This is a genomic window from Elusimicrobiota bacterium (assembly GCA_026388155.1).
Taxonomy (GTDB): Bacteria; Elusimicrobiota; Elusimicrobia; order Elusimicrobiales; family UBA9959; genus UBA9634.
Map to the genome: position 1 here is coordinate 1 of JAPLKI010000013.1, position 24,579 is coordinate 24,579.

The 24,579-nt window shown below is 54.4% G+C and carries 18 protein-coding genes and 2 pseudogenes; 17 read left to right on the plus strand and 3 right to left on the minus strand.

Features of this window, described 5'->3' with window-relative positions:
* Window positions 1-260, minus strand: a pseudogene (locus tag NTX59_04670) (acetylgalactosaminidase).
* A 145-nt stretch (window positions 261-405) separates the two neighbouring features.
* A pseudogene (locus NTX59_04675) lies at window positions 406-606 on the minus strand (succinate dehydrogenase/fumarate reductase iron-sulfur subunit).
* 814 nt (window positions 607-1,420) lie between these two features.
* Here NTX59_04675 and NTX59_04680 point away from each other — a divergent pair.
* From NTX59_04680 to NTX59_04695, 4 genes are all read left to right on the plus strand, one after another.
* The gene (locus NTX59_04680) at window positions 1,421-4,837 is read left to right on the plus strand and encodes an IPT/TIG domain-containing protein (protein ID MCX5784960.1); all 3,417 of its coding nucleotides are present in this window, start codon (window positions 1,421-1,423) and stop codon (window positions 4,835-4,837) included.
* A 131-nt stretch (window positions 4,838-4,968) separates the two neighbouring features.
* Window positions 4,969-6,561, plus strand: coding sequence for a PorV/PorQ family protein (locus tag NTX59_04685; GenBank protein MCX5784961.1), 1,593 nt, complete (start codon window positions 4,969-4,971; stop codon window positions 6,559-6,561).
* Window positions 6,525-7,949 carry a redoxin domain-containing protein gene (locus NTX59_04690; GenBank protein ID MCX5784962.1) on the plus strand — a complete coding sequence of 475 codons (1,425 nt, stop codon included), beginning with the start codon at window positions 6,525-6,527 and terminating at the stop codon, window positions 7,947-7,949. Before NTX59_04685 ends, NTX59_04690 begins: the two co-directional genes overlap by 37 nt.
* Before the next feature lie 21 nt (window positions 7,950-7,970).
* Entirely contained in the window at window positions 7,971-8,420 is a 450-nt protein-coding gene (locus NTX59_04695; GenBank protein MCX5784963.1) for a hypothetical protein, read from the plus strand.
* A 204-nt stretch (window positions 8,421-8,624) separates the two neighbouring features.
* On the opposite strand, the gene NTX59_04700 is transcribed toward NTX59_04695, so the two are convergent.
* Entirely contained in the window at window positions 8,625-8,852 is a 228-nt protein-coding gene (locus NTX59_04700; GenBank protein ID MCX5784964.1) for a hypothetical protein, read from the minus strand.
* A gap of 76 nt (window positions 8,853-8,928) precedes the next feature.
* On the opposite strand from NTX59_04700, the gene NTX59_04705 reads away from it, so the two are divergent.
* The 13 genes from NTX59_04705 (at window position 8,929) to NTX59_04765 (ending at window position 24,467) form a co-directional block, all read left to right on the plus strand.
* Window positions 8,929-12,210, plus strand: coding sequence for a UvrD-helicase domain-containing protein (locus NTX59_04705; protein ID MCX5784965.1), 3,282 nt, complete (start codon window positions 8,929-8,931; stop codon window positions 12,208-12,210).
* A gap of 108 nt (window positions 12,211-12,318) precedes the next feature.
* Window positions 12,319-14,307, plus strand: a complete 1,989-nt coding sequence (locus NTX59_04710) for a RecQ family ATP-dependent DNA helicase (GenBank protein MCX5784966.1) — start codon at window positions 12,319-12,321, stop codon at window positions 14,305-14,307.
* A gap of 196 nt (window positions 14,308-14,503) precedes the next feature.
* On the plus strand, window positions 14,504-15,619 hold the full coding sequence (locus tag NTX59_04715) for an endonuclease/exonuclease/phosphatase family protein (protein ID MCX5784967.1): 1,116 nt from the start codon (window positions 14,504-14,506) through the stop codon (window positions 15,617-15,619).
* Window positions 15,620-16,702: 1,083 nt separating this feature from the next.
* Window positions 16,703-17,503, plus strand: coding sequence for a BtpA/SgcQ family protein (locus NTX59_04720; protein MCX5784968.1), 801 nt, complete (start codon window positions 16,703-16,705; stop codon window positions 17,501-17,503).
* Between the two features lies 1 nt (window position 17,504).
* Window positions 17,505-18,398, plus strand: a complete 894-nt coding sequence (locus NTX59_04725; GenBank protein MCX5784969.1) for a PfkB family carbohydrate kinase — start codon at window positions 17,505-17,507, stop codon at window positions 18,396-18,398.
* A 54-nt stretch (window positions 18,399-18,452) separates the two neighbouring features.
* Window positions 18,453-19,370: a pseudouridine-5'-phosphate glycosidase gene (locus NTX59_04730; GenBank protein MCX5784970.1), complete on the plus strand. Its 918-nt coding sequence runs from the start codon at window positions 18,453-18,455 to the stop codon at window positions 19,368-19,370.
* A 268-nt stretch (window positions 19,371-19,638) separates the two neighbouring features.
* Entirely contained in the window at window positions 19,639-20,967 is a 1,329-nt protein-coding gene (locus tag NTX59_04735; protein MCX5784971.1) for an MFS transporter, read from the plus strand.
* Window positions 20,968-21,053: 86 nt separating this feature from the next.
* Window positions 21,054-21,368 (plus strand): hypothetical protein, encoded by a 315-nt coding sequence (locus tag NTX59_04740; GenBank protein MCX5784972.1) that lies wholly within the window; start codon window positions 21,054-21,056, stop codon window positions 21,366-21,368.
* Between the two features lie 224 nt (window positions 21,369-21,592).
* Window positions 21,593-21,820 carry a hypothetical protein gene (locus NTX59_04745; protein MCX5784973.1) on the plus strand — a complete coding sequence of 76 codons (228 nt, stop codon included), beginning with the start codon at window positions 21,593-21,595 and terminating at the stop codon, window positions 21,818-21,820.
* Between the two features lie 19 nt (window positions 21,821-21,839).
* Complete coding sequence (gene rnhA, locus NTX59_04750; protein ID MCX5784974.1) at window positions 21,840-22,562, plus strand: ribonuclease HI; 723 nt, start codon at window positions 21,840-21,842, stop codon at window positions 22,560-22,562.
* Between the two features lie 38 nt (window positions 22,563-22,600).
* A complete protein-coding gene (locus NTX59_04755; protein ID MCX5784975.1) occupies window positions 22,601-23,197 on the plus strand; it encodes a DNA-3-methyladenine glycosylase I in 597 nt (198 codons plus the stop codon).
* A gap of 144 nt (window positions 23,198-23,341) precedes the next feature.
* A complete protein-coding gene (locus NTX59_04760) occupies window positions 23,342-23,905 on the plus strand; it encodes a uracil-DNA glycosylase family protein (protein ID MCX5784976.1) in 564 nt (187 codons plus the stop codon).
* 52 nt (window positions 23,906-23,957) lie between these two features.
* On the plus strand, window positions 23,958-24,467 hold the full coding sequence (locus NTX59_04765) for an O-acetyl-ADP-ribose deacetylase (GenBank protein MCX5784977.1): 510 nt from the start codon (window positions 23,958-23,960) through the stop codon (window positions 24,465-24,467).
* The last annotated feature ends 112 nt before the right edge of the window (window positions 24,468-24,579 follow it).

The window sequence follows — 24,579 nt, forward strand, 5'->3', positions numbered from 1 at the left end:
ATCAGCCGCCAGTCCATCATGAAATCCATGCCCCCGTGCCCGCCCACCTTCTTCGCCATTTCCCCGATGCGGCGCACGATTTCCGGCGTGTACTTTTCCTCCAGCGCTTTCATCTCCTTCTCATTCAGCCAGCGCTTGTGCTCGACCGCGATCCGCGGCGGTTCCGGGTACTTCATCGCCACGGCCTTGGTGCCGCTCAGCTTGTGCAGCCGCGAATACGGCTGCTCCGAGGTGATGTCGTGCTGCTGCAGGATCGTCCGCTTCACCGCGGGGGCCTGCGCGGCCAGGGTTCCGAGCGCTGCCACCACAAGGGCCGCCGTCACGCCGGCGCCCACCATCATCCGCTTCGTCATCGAGTCTCCTCTTGCGCGGCCCACCCGGGCCGCGCCTGTACCAACCGGCGTGCTACTTCGCGGCCAGGACGGCCTTGACGTATTCGCGCGTCATCCGTGCGATGTTCGAGATCGGGATCTCCTTCGGGCAGACCGCCTCGCACTCGCCTTCGTTCGAGCAACTGCCGAAGCCTTCGGCGTCGGCCTGTTCCACCATCGCCATGACCCGGCGCTGACGCTCGACCTGCCCCTGGGGCAGCAGCGCCAGCTGCGAGATCTATTCAACACAACTTACCTGCACCTTGCCCATCAGCGGCGCAGCCTCGGGCGCATGGAATGTTGTGGTGACAAATCCGGACGCACAGAGCGCCACGTTGTCCAACGGATTTACCGTTACTGTGCCGGCGTATGTATTAACAGTGGCCTCAATTAATCCTGCGAGCGGCGTCAGCGTTACGGTCAGCCCTGCAGATAATAATTCCGCATCCAACGGTAGCACGCAGTTTACAAGAACTTATAACAGCGGGACTTCGGTTACATTAACTGCTCCGGCGATACCCGGCAGTAATTTCCAAAAATGGCAACGCGGCGGGGTTGATTATTCAACCAACCAAAGTATTACTTTTACCATGGACGCGGCCTATACAATGACGGCTGTTTATACTTATGTACCGACGTATGTATTAACAGTGGCCTCAGTTAATCCGGCGAGCGGCGTCAGTGTTACGGTCAGTCCAGCGGATAACAATGCCGCATCAAATGGCAACACACAGTTTACAAGAACTTACAACAGCGGAACTTCTGTTACGCTAACGGCCCCGGCAACGGCTGGCGGAAACAACTTCCAAAAATGGCAGCGTGACGGGGTTGATTATTCAACCACACAAAGTATTACTTTTACCATGGACGCGGCCCATACAATGACGGCTGTTTATGTGCCGGCGTATGTATTAACAGTCGCCTCAGTTAATCCGGCGAGTGGCGCCCTAATTATAGTTAGCCCAAATGACAATAATGCCGCATCAGACGGCAACACGCAGTTTACAAGAACTTATAACAGTGGGACTTTAGTTACATTAAATGCAGCAATGGCGGAATTACAAGGGTACAGCTATAAATGGCAGCGCGACGGCGTGGATTATTCAGCTGATGGAAGTGCTTCTATAACAATGAATGCCAACCATACGATGACGTTTTTTAATATGCCTCCGCCCCCGACCATAACATCAATAACGCCCATTTCAGGCCTCAACAACGCAACTGTAAGCATAACGAACCTTACGGGCACAAAATTTGTCAGCGGCGCAACAGTAAAGCTGACCAAAGCGGGGCAGAACGATATTGCGGCCACGGCCGTGGGTTTTATGAGTTCCACCCAGCTTACCTGTACACTCCCGATAACCGGCGCGGTGCCGGGGCAATGGAATGTAGTCGTTACTAATCCCGACGGACAAAGCGGCACATTAACCAACGGTTTTATGGTCAATGCGCCCTATCCGACTGTCACGTCCATTGATCCCGGCTTAGGCACAAACAACGCTTCTCTAAGTATAACCAACCTGGCGGGTACAGGGTTTTACATCGGCGCATCGGTTAAGCTGACTCAAACCGGCCAGGCTGATATAACCGCCGCGAATATTGTTGTCGTAAACGACACGAAAATAACCTGTGACCTGCCGCTGAACGGGGCGGCAATAGGCCAGTGGAATGTGATTGTAGCAAACGCGGACACCAGAAGCGGCGCGTTAAATAATGGGTTCTTTGTTAAAGCCGTGCCGCCTACTATAACCTCAATTGCGCCCGCACAAGGGCCGAACACCGGAGTGGTGAGCATAACCAATCTGGCGGGAACGAGTTTCCTTACCGGCGCGGCGGTGAAGCTGACTAAAACCGGGCAAAGCGATATACCGGGCACAAGCGTGAACGTAAATGCGATAACTTCGGCGACCATAACATGCACATTTGATCTGACAGGCGCTGCCACCGGACAGTGGAATGTAACAGTTACTAATCCGGATAATAATTTTGTAACGCTTAATAACGGGTTTACTGTGTCGTTGCCAGCGCCGGTGTTGTCGTCGGTTAATCCAACATCAGGTCTGAACACCGGTTCGGTTACCGGCGCGCAGTTGGGCGGTTCATATTTTATTTCAGGGGCGATAGTAAAGCTGACCAAAACGGGACAGAGCGATATCGCGGTCACGGGCGTGGTTTTTGTCGGCCCCGCCCAGCTTACCTGCACATTCCCCATCACCGGCGCGGTCCCCGGCTTATGGAATGTGGTCGTTACCAATTCCGACGGGCAGACCAACACATTGAGCAACAGTTTCATGGTCAATGCACCCTATCCGACTGTCGCGTCCATTGACCCGAGTTCCGGTACCAACACCGGTTCCCTCAATATATCCAATCTGGCGGGGACTAATTTCTACACTGGTGCCTCGGTGAAGCTGACTAAATCCGGACAGACCGATATAATTGCCACGAATGTGACGGTTGTAAGCGACACCAAAATCACCTGCACGCTGCTGTTGAACGGAGCGGCGATAGGACTATGGAATGTGGTTGTAACAAATGCCGACACCCGAAGCGGCACGCTATCCAACGGGTTTACCGTTAAAGCTGTGCCGCCTACTATGACTTCAATTGCGCCCGCGCAAGGGGTAAGCACCGGAACGGTCAGCATAACCAACCTGGCGGGGACGGGTTTCCTTTCCGGCGCGGTTGTGAAATTGAGTAAAACCGGACAGACGGATATTACGGCCACAAGCGTAAATGTGGTAACTGCGGCGAAAATAACGTGCATATTCGATTTGACCAATGCGGCCACCGGAACGTGGAATGTTACGGTGACAAATTTGGATAATAATTCCGCAACGCTTGCCGGCAGTTTCACCGTGCGGCTGCCAGCGCCAGCGGTTTCATCCGTAAATCCAGCGTCAGGCTTGAATTACACCCCGCTTTCAGGCGTGATTGTGAACGGATCATATTTCCTGTCCGGGGCAACGGTGAAACTGGCCAAAGCCGGGCAGAGCGATATTGCGGCCACGGATGTTGTTTTTGTGAATTCCACACAGCTTACCTGCACATTGCCGCTAACCATCAGCATGGTTCCGGGGCAGTGGAATGTTGTGGTAACCAATACGGACGCTCAATCCGGCACACTTGGCAACGGTTTTAACGCAACGGTTGACGCAACTCCGCCTGCTGGCGTTCCGTCCACCCCGTCCGCCGGAGTGGTTTATACCTCCTCAACGATAATAACATTCAACTGGGACCAGGGAACCGCGACGGATCCCGAATCCGGGATTGCGGGCTATTATCTTCAGGTGGGGCATAATTCCGCCCTGCCCGCAAATATTTTTGATGGTTATGTCGGAAATGTGTTTTCCAAAACATTCACAGGCGAGGGCGCGTATTACGCCAGGGTGCGGGCCAAAAACCCATATGATCTCTACGGCAATTATTCACCGTGGAGCGCAGGCGCTTTTATAGATACCACTCCGCCGTCAGCCCCCGTTGTTGAATCGCCGACGAACCCGTCAAGCGCCGTCACTTATATTTCGGCGGCTGTAACCTTTAATTTGTCAGCCCAGGACACATCGGGAATAGCCGGCTACTATTACAAAATTGACCAGTTAACCGGCACTATGCCCGATAATGTTTCCTGCGCGTATTTCACGGGGGCCGCAACAAGCACGGTATTGAGCGCCGGCGCATGGTACGCGCATTTTGTGGCTGTGGATATGGCGGGAAATATCGGCGTAAATGAGGGCCATTTCAACATACATATCGGCAGCGCTATAAATCCTTCGCAGGACAATGTCTTTCAGGCCGGAGACGGCGCTACGGTGGCTATTCCGGCAGGGACATTGAGCGCGGCGGCTGATATCTTAATATCCGTGCCTTCCTCCGTTCCACCCGCGCCACGGGACGCTACTTCTAAGGATACCGGTATATCCGAAGAGATAAAACTCTCTAATGCCGCGCTTACACTGCAAAAAAACATCACTATCTCGCTTCCATACACCTATTCACAGGTATCTACGGCAGACGAAGATTCGCTGAAACTGTCATATTACAACACCGCAAAAGTACGGTGGGAAATAATTTATGACTCAGTGGTTGATAAGATAAAAAAGACGGTGACGGCGGTGGTGAATCATCTGTCTTTGTTTAAAATAGTTGCGTACACGCCTCAAAACGGGGAGTTGGCGAGCGTCGGCAATTACCCGAATCCGTTTACGGCCGGCCGGGGCGGCACGACAAAAATCCATTACAGCCTGAAAGCGGATTCCAGTGTGGACATACGGATATATGACCTGCTGGGTAAGCCGGTGTGGCATAAAACTTTGCCAAGCGGCGCTGTGGGCGGGAGCATCGGAGTAAATGACGTCGCCTGGGACGGAAAAAACGACAAGGGCGCTTATGTGGGCGCCGGAGCCTATATCTGTATTGTCAAAGCCGGGTCGGAAAAGAAAACGATCAAGGTAGCGGTTAAGTAGGGGCTGCTTGGGCGGATAGAAAGGCTATTAGACTGAAGGAAGAGCAGGCTGTAAGGTAAAACAAGACAAAAAAATTGTTCCTAAAAACCTTTAGCCTACAGCCTAAACAACCTGTGCAGTTACGAGTGATTATGAATATAAATTGTTTTAGGAAATACCTGGTTTTTGCGGTTATTCTGTTTGCGCTAATGGGCCGCCTGTGCGCCGATACCGGCAGCGGCGGATTGCCTGGGTATTATCTGGACGAAGGCGGGGGGGCGCGGCCGCTTGCCATGGGCGGGGCGTTTACGGCCGTGGCGGACGACGCCTCGGCGATATACTGGAATGCCGCCGGGCTTGGCCGGTTAAAGCGCAAAGAGTTCCAGCTTACGCATATCCAGTTATTTGACTCGACCAGATACGACTTTGCCAGTTATGCGCATCCGTTTTCAAAGCTGGTTCTCGGCCTTGCCGCCGGACAATTGTATTCCGGGGGGATCGCTAAAACCGACCAGTTGAACAACCCCGTCGGCACGTTCGCCGACCAGTATAATACCGTTTACGCCGGGGCCGGAATGGAACTGTTACCGGACACGGTGTATTTCGGCTTTGCCGCTAAGCGCGTAAGCAGGGCTATGGACGGCTTCAACGGGACCGGCTACGGGCTGGACGCGGGACTGCTGGCTAAACTGCCCGAAGACGAATATCCGTTCGGGTTCAGCGCCGGCATTAATGTGCAGAATCTGGTCGCGCCCAAAATACAACGGGAGGTGTTAACCGACGAATTTCCGCTGAACGCGAAGGCCGGCGTCGCCTTCGTTTTTTTTGACCATTCTCTGACGCTTGCTGGCGATGTGGAAAAAAAGACCGGAGGCATATACCAGCCGCACGCCGGGGTGGAATACAGCCTTTCCCATTCAGTGGCGTTCAGGGCCGGTTACGACAAGCCCAATCCGACCTTCGGTTTCGGCATGAAATTCGGTGACTGCAACCTGGACTACGCCTTGTTAAGCAACCCGGAGAAGGAACTGGGCCTGAGCCACAGATTCTCGGTGGGATTCAAATTTGGTAGAAATACTGATCTGGATGCGCGGGTCAGCCAACTTCTGTTGAATGGCGGGGCGTATTTACAGGACAAGCAATGGCAGAATGCGGAAGGGACTTTCCAGAAAGCGCTTGAACTGGACAAGAACAACACTGCCGCTAAGGAAGACCTTATCCAGACCTATCTGGCCTGGGCTGACAGCCTTGTCGCCGGGGAAAAGCCGGACAGGCGGGAAGCTTTGAATATATGCGGAAAAGCCCTGAAACTTGACCCTGAAAACAAACTGGTCCTGGCAAAAATGACCGGGTTGAACCTGATCGCGGTCGCGGATTTCACCGCCAAGAACGTGTCGCAGTCCGATGCGTCCATAGTGGCGGATTTTCTGCGCACGGAGATGGTAGGCACAGGCTTGTTCAATGTGATGGACAGGAACAACATGGACGCCGTGCTTGCCGAGCAGAAGTTCCAGAATAGCGGCTGCACCGATCAGGAATGCGTAGCGCAGATGGGGAAACTTCTTAATGTTCAGCGGATGGCGGTCGGTTCTCTGTCTAAATTGCTGGATATTTATTACATTACGGTGAATTTAATTGACGTGGAAACCGGCAAAATACTTGCGTCTTATGACCAGAAAGCCGCCTCAGCCGGCGAATTAAAGGACGCATGCCAAAAAATAGTGGAAAAAATGTCCCGGAATTGATTCTTATTGGATTATTAGTCTTATCCTGCTTGCCCTGCCGGGCGGGCGGTTTTAGTCCGGGGGACAGAGCGCCTGAGTTTGAGGCGGTGGACCTAAACGGCAAAACCGTTTCGCTCGCTGATATTCTCCGCGACAATAAGCCTGTAGTTCTTTCTTTTTTCGGCACTTGGTGCGACAGTTGCCTTAAAGAAATAATCGACCTGACCGAAATAGCCAAACAATATAATGCCGCCGTCTATCTTGTGGGCGTTGACGCGGACAAGGACAAGTTGGTCCGGTTCGCGGAAAAGCACAAAATAACGTTTCCCGTGTTGTGGGATCCCAAAGCGCAGGTAATAGGCCGGAAATACGATTTGTTCAGGGGAGCTTTTGTTGTAGTTCCCAAAGCGTTCATTATATCGCCCGCCGGTACCATTGAATATGTTTCAGAGGCTTATGATGAGGAAAGAAAAGCCGCCTTGAAGAACAAACTGGCTGAAGTGAGCGCGAAAAAATGGACCAAGCCCTCCGAAATTGCCGTTTTTTTCACTGGTTCGGCTAACGGCTGCCTGGAACCGTCTTATTCTAACAAACAAGCCTACGGCGGTTTTGTCAAACTTGTTTCTTTCCTTAAACAACAAATTCAAAAATATCCCAGCCATATTCTGCTGGATTCCGGTGATTTTCTGCCTTATGCCGTTTCCGCCGCCCAAGCCGATTTAGCGCTTAAAGCCATGGAAATGGCGGGCTATGACGCCATAGCTGTGGGCGACCAGGACCTTTATTTCGGCGGATTTATGGAGGCGCTCAAAGGCGGAAAACTTCCGTTTATCGCTTCAAATGTCGGCTGGAAGGCGGATAAAAGCGGGCCGGCATCGGACGCCGCCGCGCCGCCGGCGGATCAGGCCGCTTTGAGAACCACAGGCCTTTGGGGCGGCGCGGCCATAGGCTTGGCGGATAAGACTGTTGTCGTCAGCGGCATTAAAATCAGGATCGTGTCTTTTATAAGCCCGGAAATATTTTCACTTTATCCGGATGCGTTCACAGACAAGCTTGAGTTCAAGGATTTGAAAGAAGTTCTGGAAGACGGGGAAAACGCGGATTTTCTGATCCTTCTTTCCCACGCCGGCGCAGATGAGAATAGTAAAATAGCCGCGGAATTCAGGGAATTTGATTTAATAATAGGCGGCCATTCCCAAACACTTTTGAACAAACCTATAAAGGCCGGCGGCGCTTTAATAGCGCAGGCCGGCGGCAATCTTCAGCAGGCCGGTAAGATTGTTTTAAGATTTAATGGTAACAGGAAACTGTCGGGCTATACTTACGAGATCGTTCCTTTAATAAATAAAATTCCCGACGATCCCCAGCTGAAAGCATTAATTGGAGAATACAAAACCGCGGCAAAATAAAAATAAAGGAAAACCAAACAAATGAAAAAAACACATATTGGTATTATGCTTATCGTGCTTTTTGCGTGCGCGTGCAGAACCGCGCCGGATAAAGCCGTTATAAAAGAAGGTGAAATAAACAGGGAATGGATTGAAGAGGGCGTCACCGCAAAGTATGTTTTCGCCAGGGGAATGGGCGCGGCGGATCAAAAGCTTGAAAATAAGACCCAGCGGATGGCCACTTCCAGAAACGCGGCGGTGGTTAACGCGCAGTATAACATGCTGTCTCTGGTCAAAGGCGTGAAGCTTGAAGGCGGTATCACTGTGGCAAAGGCTATTGAAACGGATTCCGTGCTTGCCACAAAGATAAATGACGTGATCAAAGGCGCGCAAATTGTCAGGTCCGGCTGGTCAAACGACGATGGCTGTGTGGTCAGCCTGAAGCTTTCCAAAGACGCCCTGAAAACCGCCGGATTGCAAATCGCACAGTAGTCCGTCCTCCCTCGTGAAAACTATGGAAAAACAGGGAGCGGATGCCGGTTTTTATTCTTTTCAGGCAGGGCTGGAGGGGGTACTTCGCCTTAAGGGGTAAATAACCCGCAAAGCCGGTATAAATTGGTAAAATAGAAATGTGGCCGCTAAAGCGGCTTTAAACTGAGCCGGACTTGAGCCGGGGAGACTAAAAACAATGACAACTTACCGCTGCGCGAAGAACACGAAGTGTCCCACAAAGACGTTAAACACCACGCCTGTGACCGTGCCGACCTGCTGCAACACGCCGATGACGACCGTTAACACCAATACGACCTGCTGCAACACCACGAACAGGACGACCACGCCCAACACGAACACAAAAACGAACATGAACGCCACTCCGAAAAAGGACTGCTGCTGCTCGTAATTAAGCGACAATATCTTTTTCAAAGATAAAGCGGCCTTGCCCTCAAAAAGCGGGGCTGTTTTGTTTTCGGTTTATTTTCCGCCTTTATTTATCTATATTATGGATATGCCGGTCTCCCGCAATAATAAAACCGCCGCCCCGGTGCTTAAAAGCGACACGGAACTTAAGTTCCCGCACGCCCTTTTAATAAGCGCCTCGGCCGGCTCGGGCAAAACATACACGCTCGCGCAGCGCTATGTCCAGTTCCTGCTTTCCGAAAAGATCCCGGACCACGACCTGGAAAATATTCTGGCCGTCACCTTCACGAATAACGCGGCCAAGGAAATGAAAACGCGCATTTTGGACTGGCTTAAGGAAATCGCCCTGAAGCCCGATTCCCAAAAGATGGACGAGACTCTGCGCCTGGTGGACATAAGCCGCGCCGATGCTCAAAAAAAAGCCGCGGCGCTGGTTGAGCGCGTAATAGACAATTATTCCGACTTTCACATACAGACCATAGACAGTTTCATGACGCGCGTGATGACCGCCTCGGTAAACGAACTGGACCTGCCGCTGAACCCCGAGATCACCATGTCCTACGACGACCTTATCGAGCTGGCCCTGTATTCCATGTTCTCGCGCCTTGGCACTGACAAGGATCTTAAAGCCAACATAGACACTTTCCTTAACATCCTGCCTGAAAAGGGCGCTTATCCCTGGAATCCGGTCCTGCGCATACGCGACTATTTCGCCGCGTTCCTTAATGAAGAAGGCAAAACCAAGGGCGAGATAATTTCCGACGACTCCGGCGCCCCCGGCAAGGCTCGCGAGCAGCTTTGGGGGGATATCCTCAGAGCCTGTGGGGAGCTTAAGAAAAAAATAAAGCCCGAACTTATGAAGGGCAGCCTGGCCGCCGCCATTGAAAACAAGGACATTAACGCCTTCATTTCAAATTACAGCTTTGAAAACTGGCTTTTGAACGGTGGCAGGAAAAACCGCACTACCGGCGAATTTCCCGTCACGCCGGACACAAAAAAGGACCTGGAATATTTAAGCGAACTGGTGCGCCAACTGCTTATGGCCGACGCTTTAAGCTACTTTCACCCGTATACCTCCATTTATTCCCGTTTCAAGGCCGAACTCGAACGCGTTAAGCGCGGTAAAACCGATATCATCCACATAAACGATGTGAACAAAAAGCTTTCCACCTATATAAACGCCAATGTCGCGCCGGATATTTACCTTAAACTGGGCGAGCGCATAAATCATTATCTTATAGACGAGTTCCAGGACACCAACAAGCTGCAATGGGATAATTTCAAGCCGCTGATAGAAGAATCATTGTCCGGCCAGGGCTCGCTTTTTATGGTGGGCGACATCAAGCAGGCCATTTTCATGTTCCGCAACGCCGACTATAAAATAATGCGCGATTTGCTTACTTACGCCGAGGGCAAAAAGGACCATTGCGATAATTTAGAGCTTGCCTCGGTGGGCGGCAGGCTTGAACTTGTGAATTTGCCCGTTAACTACCGCAGCGGCGGCAAAATACTGGATTATGTGAACGCCGTTTTCAAGCACGACCTCAAAAACCGCAAAGAACTTGCAGGCGAAGATGTAACCGAGCTTACTTCCTACGAGCAGGCCCCGCAAAAAGAGCGCGCCGCCGCCGGTTTTGTCCAGACCATTTCCCTTGAGGCCGAAAACATAACCGACGACCAGGTGGAGCGTGGGGAACTGCTGAAAATAATAGAAAGCGCCCGCAAGCGCTATCCCTTGAACGAAATAGCCATTCTGGCAGCCAAGAACAAGCGCATAAAGCCCGTGGTGGAATGGCTTACCGCCGCCCATATCCCCGTGGCCTCGCTGAGTTCCCTGGATATACGGGAACGCCGGGTGATAGCGGAACTGCTTGCGCTGTTAAAATTCCTTGAAACCCCGGCAGACGATTCCGCCTTCGCCGCTTTTGTGACCGGTGAGATATTCCGCAAAGCCGCGAGCGTTGCGCGCTCGGAACTGTTGGAATTCATCTTTCAAACGCGCGCAAGTCACAGGTCGCAGGTCACAGGTCTCAAGTCACAGGGAATCTCCGCCACTTACCACAATATCTTGTATCCACATTTCAAAGATCACCCAAAATATTCCAAATACTGGGCGCGATTTTTCGATGAATTGTTCCGTAAAACCGGCTATCTGCCGCTTTACGAACTGTGCGCGCTTATTTATTTAAAGTTCGAACTGTTCAGGCACTTCCCCGATGAATCCGCGTTCCTGTCCAAATTCCTTAATATAGTTTCCAAGGCCCAATCGGCCGGCATAACAGGCGTGCGCGGCTTCCTTGATTTTGCCCGGGGGGATGACGAAAGCCGCGGCACGGCTTTTTCCATAATCCTGCCCGATTACCTTGAAGCCGCGCGCGTAATGACCTTCCACAAGGCCAAGGGCCTGGGTTTCTCGGTGGTGATAAATTTAATATACGAAGACCGGGACCTAGCTGATGTCATGTATTTTGACGAAACGCCGGAAGGGATAAAGGTATATAAAATAATAAAGAGCGCGGCCGCCCAGCTGCCCGAACTGGGCCGGGTTTATGAAAGTAAGAAAACGGACGGCAATGTTCAGGACCTGAATCTGCTGTATGTTATTGAAACCCGCGCCAAGGAAGAGCTTTATAACCTGGTGATCAGGAAAAAGCGCAAAAATCCGTCCGAAACCGTCAAACCCACCGATCTTTTTGACAATTATCTGTCTGAGGACATGTTACAGGCGGCAGGTGACAGATTGCAGGTTAAAAAGGTAGACGCTACCTTTTTGAAGCCGCTGGAGCCGGAGCCGGTTTACAGCGCTAATTATGAGGTCGTCTCCGCCATACCCACTCTAAACGCCTATGCCGGCTCAAAAGAAGGCGAATTGGTCCACGACATCCTATCCCATATCATTACTCTGCCGTCTTTTCCGTTAAGTCACAGGTCACAAGGCACAAGTCACAAGTCAGATTCTTCTTCTGGCGCTCAACTCCCGATTCTGGCCTCTATCCTTGAAGTCATCTATCAAGAATGCGCGCCGCGCTATCCGGTAAAGTTTAATGAGACTAAGATAGTAAAAACTCTGGCCGCTTTCCTGGCTCTGCCGGAAGTTAAGCCCTGGTTTGAGCCCAAAGAGGGCCGCATCATTAAAACCGAGACCGAATTTGCCGACAAAAACGGCAATCTCTCCCGCGTGGACCGGCTTATAATAGACAAAGATCTCATAACCATAATAGACTTCAAAACCGGCGCGGAAGACGCGGAAAAATACGCCGCGCAGTTAAAGCGTTACCTGGCACTTGCCGCTGAAATCTATAAGCTGCCCGTCAAAGGCCTGATAGCCTATGTGGATTTGGGGAAAGCAGTAGAGATTCACTGATCACTTACAAGCGATCATAATATTGTGTGCGAAAAAATAGGCAGACCTATAATTCCGGCGTTTTCAATACGACACTGCGCTGTCGCTTTGTCTTGCTATACTAGTTAAATGAAACTTAAAGAAATTTTAAAAAAGCAGTGGGGCTACGATTCTTTCAAGCCGCTGCAGAAAGAGGCCATTGAAGCCGCTTTAGCCGGGCGGGACAGCCTTGTGGTTCTGCCCACCGGCGGCGGCAAAAGCCTGTGTTATCAGCTTCCGGCCGCCATGGGCAATAAGGGGCTGGTGCTCGTTGTCTCCCCGCTTATAGCCCTCATGGACGACCAGGTGGCCGCCGCGCGCGAGGCGGGCCTGATGGCTGACGCGATGCACTCAAATCTTGAAGCCAGCAAGCGCGGCGACACATACTGGCGGTTGTCCGAGGGTATCACAGAACTTTTATATGTAAGCCCTGAGCGCCTGCTCGCGGGCGACCTGCTTAAATATATTTCCGGGCGCGTTATTCTTGCCGCCGTGGACGAGGCGCACTGCGTTTCGCACTGGGGCCACGAATTCAGGCCCGAGTACCGCCGCCTTACCGAAGTTTTAGACCAGTTCCCCAAAGCCGCCCGCATGGCTTTAACCGCCACCGCCACGCCCGAAGTACAAAAAGACATCTGCGCCCAACTGGGCCTGCGTTCCCCGTTGCGGTTAGTGGGGCACCCGGACCGGCCGAACCTTGTTTATCGGGCCCTGCCGCGCCGCGACCAGCTTGCGCAGGTGCTTGAAATAGCGCGCCGATACGCGGGTTCGGGCGGTATTGTGTACGCCCAAACCCGCAAAGACGTGGAGCGCATCGCGGCGGGGCTAAAAAAAGAGGGTATCTCCTGCGCGCCATACCACGCGGGGCTTAACGCCGAAGACAGGCGGCGCGCCCAGGACGATTTTGTGAACGAGCGGCTGGATGTTATTGTGGCCACTATCGCCTTCGGCATGGGTATAGACCGCTCCAATGTGCGCTATGTGGCTCACGCTAACACTCCCCGCTCGGTGGAGCACTATCAGCAGGAATCGGGCCGCGCGGGCCGCGACGGCCTTCCCGCCGAATGCCTGCTTTTGTTTTCCGCTTCGGATCTGGCCCTTCACCGCTACCTGGCCAAAAAGGACGCCAACCTGCCTCCCGAAAGGGAACGCGCCCTTGAACGCCAGCTGCGCGAAATAGGCCGCTACGCTGTATCTCCCGTATGCCGCCACCGCTTGCTCACCGAACACTTCGGCGCGCCGTATCCTCCGGCTGAAACCGCCGCGGAAGAGTGTATTTTTGAGGAGGCTTTTTGTAAAGACGGGGATGCGGATATTTACCCGGAGCCGGGCAAGGCGGAGGGGTGTGCCCGAGCAGTGGTTCCCATCGAAGATGGGACTGCGACAAAATACCCGGAGCCCGACAGGGCGGAGGGGTGCGGGGCGTGCGACGTGTGCCTTGGCGAGACAAAAAGCCTGCCGGACGACGAGGCCCTGCTTACCGCGAAGAAAGTTTTAAGCGCCGCCTGGCGCGCCGAAGGCCGCTATGGCACGGGCTACGTGGTCAATTTGCTGCTTGGCCGCGTAAACGAGCGCATGACCGAAAACGGCCACGACAAATTGCAGGTTTTCGGCCTGCTCAAAGATTCCGGCGAAGCCGCCGTCCGCTCGTGGATAGACCAGCTTATAGTGCAGGATTTTCTTGAGGTAACGGAAGAGGGGGAATATCCGCTGCTGCGCATCACCGAAGCCGGCCGGGGGCTTTGCAACGGGCGCGGCACGGTGCGCATGGGAATACCCGTCCCGCTTAAAGTTAAAGGCAAAAAGAAGGCCAAGGCCCTGAAAGGTAAAGCTGCCTGCGGATTGCCCGCCGACGAAGAGCTTTTCGAGCGTCTGCGCGCGTTACGCCGCAGTCTTGCCGATAAAGCCGGTATCCCTCCCTACGTAATATTTCACGACAGCGTGCTTATAGAAATGTCCGCCGCAAAGCCGCAAACCCTGGACGATCTGCGCGGCATAAAAGGCATAGGCGAGAAAAAACTTGAAAAATACGGCCAGCTCTTCCTTGATGCCATCTCCGGCCGCAAGGAATCGCCGTAACTTTAATTTTTCCATATTATCACTCCCCACCCGCCGCAAAATCCACCTGAAAATATCCCTGGGACTTTAGACCCAGCCAGAGGCTTACCTAAAAACAATACCTTTATGGGCTATTGACCCTTTAGAAATTTTGGGACAGCCATTATACTATACACTAGCTAAAGAGATGGTACCGGAAACAGCGGAGACAAAAAACATGAAGATATTAACACTTATTCTTGCAACAATGTTGTCGGAAGGCGCCGTTATGGCTGTTGAAACGCCCAGCGCGCTGGACCTTTTAAAGTCGGCGGCGGGCGGAGTTGAAGTAAAGAACGATTTGTCCCGGTTGCAGCGCCCTGTGGCTGTTGAAGCCCCGCAGAACGGCGGCAAAGTTTCCAAACAGGAAGCGGCGGTTCCCATCGGGCCCGTTCCCGGCCTCTCCCAGTCCGGCGACCTCCCGCTGCCGAGCCTTGGTCCCGACTCCGATGGCGCATTCCGCCCGGCTGTCGGATACACAGAGGGCGGTTCTTTTTCATCCGCGCAGGCCGGCCCCGCCGGAGCGCCCGGCGAACTGCGCGTCATGCAGTGGAACGCCAGCCGCGGCGAACAACTGGACAAGCTGCTGGAAGTTATAAAAAAAGCCAATCCTGACGTCCTTATATTGTCCGAGACCGACCTCTACGGCAAGATCGCCAAGGGAAAGGTTACGGCCCGTGAGATAGCCTCGGCGCTGGGCTACAGCTACTATACAGCCTCGGAATTCGGAGAACTGCGCGATGATCGCCGCGGCTCAAGCGGCAACGCTATAGTCTCCCGCTATCCCCTCAGCGGCGGAAAATTCACGGCCCTGCCCATCATGAAGGGCGAGGGCGGCTATGACTGGGCGGATGACGGCGGGCAGCCCCGCACCGGCCAGCGGAACTCTATTTCGGCCTACATTGAGGCGCCCGGTAAGGGCGGCAAGAGCGTGCGCATAAACCTGGTATCCATGCATACCGAAAACAAGGCGAATGCCAAGGTCAGGCTAGCCCAGTTCGAGACCGCGGTCAAAGCGCTCACGATTCCGGGGGAGCCTACAATACTTGCCGGCGACCTCAATACTATTTCAATAGGCGAAGGCGGTTCTTTCCGCAATTACCTTAAAAAGGTTTCGCTGATAGACTGCTCCAGCGGCAACAACCAGGGCACCCATATGTTAAACATGCGCCTGGACTGGGTGATATTGCAGCCCGGCGCGGAAAACGCGCTGGTCTCCAAATCTTACCACGTGATAAACAAAGAGGGGGCGAGCGATCATTCACCTATTATTGCGGACTTCCAGATCAAATAAATAAACGGAAACGGGTGGGCGTTCATCCGGCGCCGCGGCGCGCCTGTTCTTCCAAAATTTTGATTTTAATATTTTTAAATCAAATCTTTGTGGTCAGTGTGCGATCGCCATGCTGCCCCCCGATATGTGTCTTTTTTGCTTATGGCCCGAAGCATATGGCCTATGGCGTAAAAAAGTTTTAAAAACTTTTTTAGCATACCCCCCTTGACAAGTCAACATCGGCCTGCTATACTCGTTATGCAGTCTTGTTCTTTTAAAAGCGCCGTCGGTGAAGTTGAGATGTTCTTGGTAGTCCGTTTCCGGTTGCGGGGCTTCGGCCCGCTCCCTCGGCGCGGTTTCCCCCGGTTCGCTGCCAGTGTTTGAGCGGTGTGTTTTCGGTGTCGGCGGCGCGTTCCGCGGGATGTTTCCCTGGTCCGTCTCCCCCACCTTGGTGGGGCGCGGTTTGCCGGGGTCCTGGTTCGGCGGCCCGCCATCGGCGGTCCTGCTCCCGGGTGGGTGTTCCGGTCGGCGCGTTTAGCGCCATCAGTTTCCGGTCCGCTCCTTAACAGTGTCGGCATAAGTGGTCTGGCCCGTGTGCCAATTGAAGAGCCCCCGACCTCGGGGGCTCTCAATTTATATCCTAAAAAAAGCAGTAATTATTAAAACCCGCTCCTTGCCGGAATTTTAAAGCAAAAAGGTAACGTCAAGACTTCTATGTGATTTCCCAGTGCAGGGTTCGCGGGTCCTGTCAGGGGCCCGAAACGCGGAACCGGCGTCGCGCACACCGTGCGCGCGCCTCCATTCACGCATAAACCGCATGGCGGTTTTGCGCGACCCCGGCTCGGCGGTTCCGCTTCGCAGGGAACCGTCTCCGCCCTTGCGGCCCGGAGGCGAAGCATCATTATGCTTCGCTCTGGCCTATGGCCGTGCCGTATCAAGCGCTATGCGCAACAGACGGCCTTATCCGGTTCCCCTGCCACCCGCTCCATCTAGCAAAAACAAAACATGGCGGTTGAAGCTTCTAAAAATATAGAATTTACCCGCAGAGTTTGAGGCTTGTGCTGATTTTTCAGGAGCAGCCGGCTGGTACCAAAGGAGCGCGCGGTGCAAAATATTTTAACAGGCAAAAAAACCATCATAGGAATGATACACGTGCAGGCCCTGCCTGGCACTCCCCGCTACGAAGGGAACTTCGCCGCGGTCAGACAAAAAGCCCTGCTTGAAGCGCGGATATACAGGGACGCCGGCGTGGATATGATAGCGATAGAAAACATGCACGACGTTCCGTACCTTAACCGCGCCGCCGGGCACGAAATAACCGCCGCCATGGCCGTTATCGGCAGCGAGGTCAAAAGAGCGGCAGGCCTGCCCTGCGGCATTCAGATACTTGCCGGCGGCAACATTCAGGCGCTCGCGGCGGCGTCAGCCGCGGGACTTGATTTTATCAGGGCCGAGGGTTTTATTTTCGCCCACGTGGCGGATGAGGGGACGATTAACTCGGACGCGGGCGAGCTGCTGCGCTACCGCAAGAGGATAGGCGCGGAAAAAATAAATATTTTTACGGACATCAAAAAGAAGCACTCCTCCCACGCCATAACCGCCGACGTCTCCATCGCCGAAACCGCGAGGGCGGCGGAATTTTTCATGAGCGACGCCGTGATAGTGACCGGAGAGCGCACAGGGGCGGAGGCATCGCTTGCGGAGGTGCGCGCCGTGAAAGCCTCGGTGGCTATACCGGTTCTGGTAGGCTCCGGAGTGACCATAGACAATGTGGAAAAATATCTCAAGGCCGCCGACGCGCTTATAGTGGGTTCGCATTTCAAAAAAGACGGGAAGTGGCGCAACGCCCTTGACCCGAAGCGGGTGGCGGCTTTCATGAAAAAAACGGCCGCGCTCAGAAAATAAAATGAAAATAGCGGTTTTTGGAGGCTGCAATTTCGATATCACCGTCCGCCCGCGCGGCGCGGAGAGGGCCCGCACTTCCATCGCGGCCGAAGTGCGTTTCAGCGCCGGCGGCGTGGGGGCGAACATCGCCGCCAATCTCGCAAAGCTCGGGTGCCGGACAACGCTGGTCACGCCGCTGGGCAAAGACCAGTGGGGAGATTATCTTAAAGCCGATCTGCGCCGGCTGGGCGTTGCCGCCAAAATAATTCCGTCCGCAAAGACCGGGATATACGTGGCCGTCCTGAACCCGGAAGGCGCTTTGGCGGCCGGTTTCAGCGACATGGCGGCCGAAAAGGTCGCTCCAAAAGATATAGACGCTTTGCGTCTTGACCTCGCGTCTTTCGACGCGGCGGTGATAGACGCGAATTTCAGCGCCGCGACAATAAATCATCTCGCCCGGCTGTGCGGGCGGACCGGGCTCAGGTACGCTTTGGAGCCCGTTTCGGACGAAAAATCGCTGAGGCTTGCGGGGGCTTTGGCCGGGTGCGAATTCGTCAAGCCCAACATGTCGGAGGCGGGGCTGCTCGCAGGGCAAAGCTGCGGCACAGCCGCGCAGGCAAAAAAATGCGCGCTGCGAATAGCGGAGCGCGGGGCGAAGAATGTGGCGGTGTCGCTCGGCTCCGGCGGCATTTATGTGCTGTCGCCCGGCTTTGAAAAACATTTCGCGGCGCCGAAGGTCAGGTCGGCGAACGTGACCGGTGCGGGGGACGCGCTTTTTGCTGCTTTTTATCTCGGCCTGCTCAAAGGGTTTTCCCCGCAGCGTTGCGCCCGAGCGGGCCTTGTTGCCGCGGCCCTCACCTGCCGGAGCGAAGCGTCGGTGAGCGGGGCCGTTTCGGCGGCTATTTTTAACGCGTGACCGCTCTGCCCCCGGAACGGCGCGCGGCGCGGTCCTTTTTTAAACGGAGAATATATGGACCTTGAAAAATATTTATCCCTTGGCGAGGAAGTCCGTTCCGCCAGGCAAAACGGCCGGCCGCTCGTCGCGCTTGAGTCCACTATAATAACTCACGGTATGACGTACCCTGAGAATGTAAAGACGGCGCTGGAAGTTGAAAGCATAGTCCGCGCGCGCGGCGCGATTCCGGCAACTATCGCCCTCCTGAACGGGAAAATAGTGGCGGGGCTTTCCCGGGCGGAAATAGACGAGCTGGGAAAAATGGGGCAGAAAGTCGTGAAGGTCTCCCGCCGGGATATTCCCGCCGTGCTTGCCAAAAAGATACCCGGCGCAACCACGGTGGCGGGGACGATGATAGCCGCGCGGCTCGCGGGGATAGAGGTTTTTGCCACCGGCGGAATAGGCGGGGCGCACCGCGGCGTGCAGAGCACCTTCGACATTTCGGCCGATCTTTCGGAACTTGCCCGCACCAATGTGGCCGTGGTCTGCGCCGGCGCGAAGGCTATACTGGATATCGGATTGACGCTCGAGATACTGGAAACGCTGGGCGTGCCGGTTATTTCTTACCGCACCGACTATTTTCCGGCTTTTTATACAAGGTCGTCGGGATTCAAAACCGAATGCCGTTTCGACGACCCCGCCGAGATCGCCCGTGCGCTCAGGTGCAAATGGGAGCTTGGGCTTTCGGGAGGCGCCGTGATAGCGAACCCGGTACCGGCCGAATTTGAAGCCGATGCGGCTATGACAGAGAACGCTATCTCGCTTGCGCTCGACGAGGCCGGCAGGCTCGGTATAACCGGGAAACGGATAACGCCGTATCTCCTTGAAAAGATAGCGCAGGTTACCGGCGGAAAATCGCTGGCGGCAAATATCGCTCTTATAAAGAACAACGCCTCGCTGGCGGCGGAGATAGCCTGCGGCCTGCTGTCGTAAAGGCAAAAGACGGCAGAAGTTCTTTCCTTGAAAAATATACTTTACCCGGATTTGGGTGAAAATCCGGGCCGGTTTTTAGGCGGGAGGACAACACGATGGTGCTGTCCTTTTTTATTTTTGGGGATGGGCGTGATTTGTTAAGCGACTTACAAGAAAACTTGCGAAGTGAAAAAAAACGCTATAATTATGACCGAATCTGTATGCTGTCGGGCGGCAAACACCCTCCGGCTGATACAGGCTAAGAAGGGCCCACAGAGGAATTTACCGGATGACCGAATCTGCAAATGCTATTTCCATTTTAGCCGCCGGAGAGCATGTCGTTCCGCCCTTCGGCGGCAAGAAACCCCGCCGTTTTTTGAAGTTCACGAAAGTTCCGTATTTCAATGTCGCGCTCCTGGTCGGCTGCGGGATCTTTGCCAGCACTTACGCGCAAACCGGAGTCATCGGGCTTTATCCATTCCGCTTTTTGCTTAAAGATAAGTTGCACGAGGGGCCGCTCCGGGTCGCCCTTTTCATGCAGCTGGCCGCCATGCCCTGGAACCTGAAGATCATCTCCGGCATCATCTCCGACTCTATCCCGATCTTCGGGACCAGACGCCGGCACTATCTGATATTCAGCAGTCTGGCCGCCGGGCTCCTCTGGCTCGCGGTGGCGGTAGTGCCACCCAGATATACGCCCATGGTGATCATGGCGGTAATTATGAATATCGCGCTGGTCTTTGTCAGTACGATATCCGGCGGGATACTCGTGGAAGGCGGGCAGACCTTCGGCGTTACGGGAAAATTAAGCTCCGTGCGCGTGCTGGCCATGAATATAGCGGGTTTAGGCGTGCCCCTGGGGGCGCTGCTTGCCACCCGGGCACTTGGCGTTTCGGCCATGACCGCCGCAATCCCGCTGTTCCTGCTGTTCTTTATAGCCCTTTTCCTGTACAAGGAAAAACCCACCGCGAAACGCGATCCGAAGATATGGAAAGGGATAGTGTCCCAGCTTAAAATAGCGCTGAAAGCAAAAACCCTTTGGGCCGCCTCCGGGCTGCTTTTCCTGGTCCAGTTCGCCCCCGGGTTTTTAACGCCGCTGATGTTCTACCAGACCGACACGCTGCATTTCAGCGAGAAATTCATCGGCCTCCTTACTTTAATCGACGCCATCGCCGGGGCTGCCGGGGCGTTTTTCTATGTCTACTTTTGCCGGCGGCTTTCTTTGAGGCAGCTCCTGTACGGGAGTGTTTTCTTTACGGCCGCGCTGTCGCTGCTGTACCTGGGTTACAACGACAAGAATTCGGCCATGATGATAGAAGCCATTTATTGTTTCGCTTTAAGCCTGGCGCAGCTTCCTCTCTTTGACCTGGCCGCCAGGGCTACGCCCAAGGGCAGCGAGGCCGTCGGCTATTCGGTGATCATGAGCGTATGGAACTGGGGGCTTTTCTTTTCCGACCTGATCGGCTCCGCGCTGTTCGAAAAATATCATATGACATTTAAAAACCTGGTTTGGGTAAATGCCGGCACTACGATACTGGTGCTGGCCGCTATCCCGTTCCTTCCGGCTTTATTAGTGGATCACAAAGAAGTTGAAGGGCAATCAGCGGCGGCCGCTTAGCTTAGTCAGCCCGCCCCTGACTCCCTGTTTTCGCTGTTCCGGCGGTATTCGGATAGGAAACCGAGGAGATGATAGTTAAGGAATATATGGATAAAAAAACAGGTTATTTTCTGCTGTCGGCGGGAGTCGCTATTCTTATCGGCAGTGCGGTGCTGCTGGTTATGACGCTTTACGGGCGGCTGCAGGCGCCGCAGCTGTTTAAGGCCGAGGCCTCCGTTACGCTGGCGCTCGCCCAGGGCGAGGTAAGCGTGCCGCTGCCGCCGCATATAAACCAGGTCGCTAATTTCTCAGTGTTTTTTATGGCCGTGTTCATACTTGCCGGCATAGGCGCCAAAATAGGCCGCCTGGGTGTGCAGCTGATACAAAAACCACAGCCCCCGAAAGAGGGCTCGCCAAAATAACCGGCAGACACACTAAAAAGGCGCCGCCCGGCGGGGAAGAAAAACAGTGAAAGCGGGCGGTTTATTTTTGCAGTCCGCAGCGGGCCGGATTTTATATGCGCGGGCGGCACGACGGTGCTGTCCTTTTTTATTTTTTGAGATGGGCGGGATTTGTTAAAATAGTAGGGCGAAAGCGCCTCAGACGCGCATGGATTTTAAAAAATACGGAAAAAAAGAGGACAAAAATGAAACGGTATAAGAACCTTAGCGGGAATTCCACGGTTGCGTCGTATGAAATCGGAAAAGACTCTGTAAAAATCGGGTTCACAACGAACTCTGTTTATATATATTCCAACCAGAGCGCGGGCCCCGGCAATATAAGCCAGATGAAGACCCTCGCGCTTGCCGGGAAGGGATTGGGCACTTTTATAGACGCCAATGTGAAAGAGGGATTTGCCAGAAAAACAAGATAACAGCGGCGGCGTTCCGGCGATGAAGAATACGATATTCATCTATTGCGACGGCGCCTGCTCGGGCAATCCCGGGCCGGGCGGCTGGGCGGCCGTCATCATCTTCCCGGAGAACCGCATCCGTGAGTTCGGCGGCGGGGAGCGCCCGACGACGAACAATAGGATGGAGATGCGGGGAGCGATAGCGGCGCTCAACGCCGTGCAGGACCGGCCCGAGCCGGTCAAGCTCTACACCGATTCCGGCCTGCTCATCAACGGGATTACGGGCTGGATAAATAGCTGGAAGCGCAAAGGCTGGATGACGGCGGGGGGCAAGCCCGTGATCAACCGCGACCTCTGGGAGCGCCTCGATTTTCTCTCCCAGGCCCGGAAAGGGCGGCTGGCTTGGGGGCACGTAAAAGGCCACGCCGGCCACGAGATAAACGAGCGCTGCGATGCTATTGCGGCGGCCTTCTCCAAGGGGCTGAGGCCCAAACTCTACGAAGGCCCCGCGGTCGGCTGCGGCTATTCGCTGCTGGAACCGGCGGCTGAGCACCTGCGCAAGCCCGCGCCGCGCTCTACCTCGCACTTTCCCAAACCAAAAACCGGCGGGTTCTACCTAAGCCTGGTGGAAGGCCGCGTGGAGCGCCATACCACCTGGCCGCAATGCCAGGGGCGTGTGCACGGAGTTTCAGGCGCGCGGTTCAAGAAAGTGAGGTGCGCCGAAGAGGAACAGGCCGTCCTGAAATTATGGGGAGCGGCCTGAGGGCCGGCCGTGAGTGTTTTTGAAGAAATAAAGGTTTTATGAAAAAACAGGAAAGATGCCCCTGGGCTTATGGGTCCAGCCCGTTATATATCCCTTATCACGACAGGGAGTGGGGTGTGCAGGTGCGCGATGACAAAAGGCAGTTCGAGTTCTTGACGCTGGAGAGCGCGCAGGCGGGGCTCGCCTGGTCCACGATACTGAACAAGAGGGAAGGTTACCGTAAAGCGTTCGCCGGTTTTGACCCGGAGAAAGTCGCAAGGTTCAACACTAAAAAGATCGCCGCGCTGCTCAAAGACCCCGGTATCGTCCGCAACCGCCTGAAAGTCAACGCCGCGGTAAATAACGCTAAAAAATTTCTGGAAGTGCAAAAGGAATTCGGCAGTTTTTCAAAATATATCTGGTCTTTCGTAGGCGGAAAACAGAAATTGAACCGCTGGAAAAAGCTTTCCCGGCTCCCGGCCACCTCTAAAGAATCCGACGCCCTGAGCGCGGACCTTAAAAAACGGGGTTTCAAGTTCGTCGGCAGCACCATCGTCTACGCCCACATGCAGGCCACCGGTCTGGTTAACGACCATCTGGTCACCTGTTTCCGCCACAGGGCCTGTTCTAAAACCCGGCAACTCGTCCGTAGATAAGACAGGGGACTTCCCTCTAACCGGGTAGCCGCGCAGAAAGGATTTATGCGTTTAAAACCGAAGCGCAAGCCGCAGGAGGGTGGTACCAGGGCGGAACTTATAAAGCATGTGGCCGGGTTATTGGAATGCCGCCGCTGCTCTGAGATGAATCCGCCGGTCGTAAGCGGCGGCCCGGTAATGAGCCGGGTTATACTTGTGGGCCAGGCCCCCGGAGATAAAGAGCCTAAAATGGGCCGCCCTTTCGCCTGGACGGCCGGGAAGACCCTGTTCCGCTGGTTTAATGAGGCCGCCGGCATAGATGAGGCTGAATTCCGCGCCGCTATTTACATGGCGGCGGTATGCCGCTGCTTTCCCGGCAAGAAAGCCTCCGGCGGCGACCGCGTGCCTTCACCGGAAGAGGTGGAAAGCTGCTCCGTCTGGATGGACCGCGAGCTGAAAATCCTTCAGCCTGCCTTGGTTATCCCTGTCGGCAAGCTGGCCATAGCGCAGTTTATGGAAGTTTCAAAGCTTGATGACGCTGTAGGCCGGGTTTTTCATGTCAACCGCGGCGGGGTTTCTTTTGACCTGATCCCCTTGCCGCACTCCTCCGGGGCATCTCCCTGGCGATATTCAGCTATAGGCAGACCCCTGCTTGCCAAAGCTTTGTCGCTTATAGCAGGCCACCCCGCAATAAGAAAAATTAAGAGTATATCCCGCCGTGGAATTTAAACGGGGGCACTGAAAAAATTCAGTGCCAGTTAAATAAAGGCAGGGACTTTGCATGAAGGCAATAATCGAAGATATAACCGCGCTTGAAACGGACGCCATCGTTAACGCCGCCAATACCAGCCTGCTCGGCGGGGGCGGCGTGGACGGGGCTATTCACCGGGCCGCCGGGCCCGGCCTTTTGGAAGAGTGCCGCAGCCTGGGCGGCTGCAAGACCGGCGAGGCCAGGCTTACAGACGGCTATGAACTGCCGGCCGGGCATGTTATACATACCGTCGGCCCTGTCTGGTGCGGCGGTAAAAGTAACGAGCCGGAACTTTTAAGGCGCTGCTACTGGAATTCGCTTGAGCTAGCCGGGAAGAACGGTTTTAAAACCATCGCTTTCCCCTGCATCAGCACCGGGGTTTACGGCTACCCCGGAGAAGAGGCCGCCGCCATAGCGGTACAAACCGTCCGCGAGTTCTTAGATAAGACAAAATCCGGTATCGAAGTTACTTTCTGCTGCTTCTCCCGCCGGGACCTGGACATTTATGCGAAGCTCCTGCGTGGCCTAACCGGAATATGATTAAAATGTCGTCCACAATAAGGAAACCCTCCTGACAGGTTATTTTATAGAATAAGAACTTCGCAAAATAGCGGCTGCATAAAAATACACAGGGGAACATTAATAAAGTCAG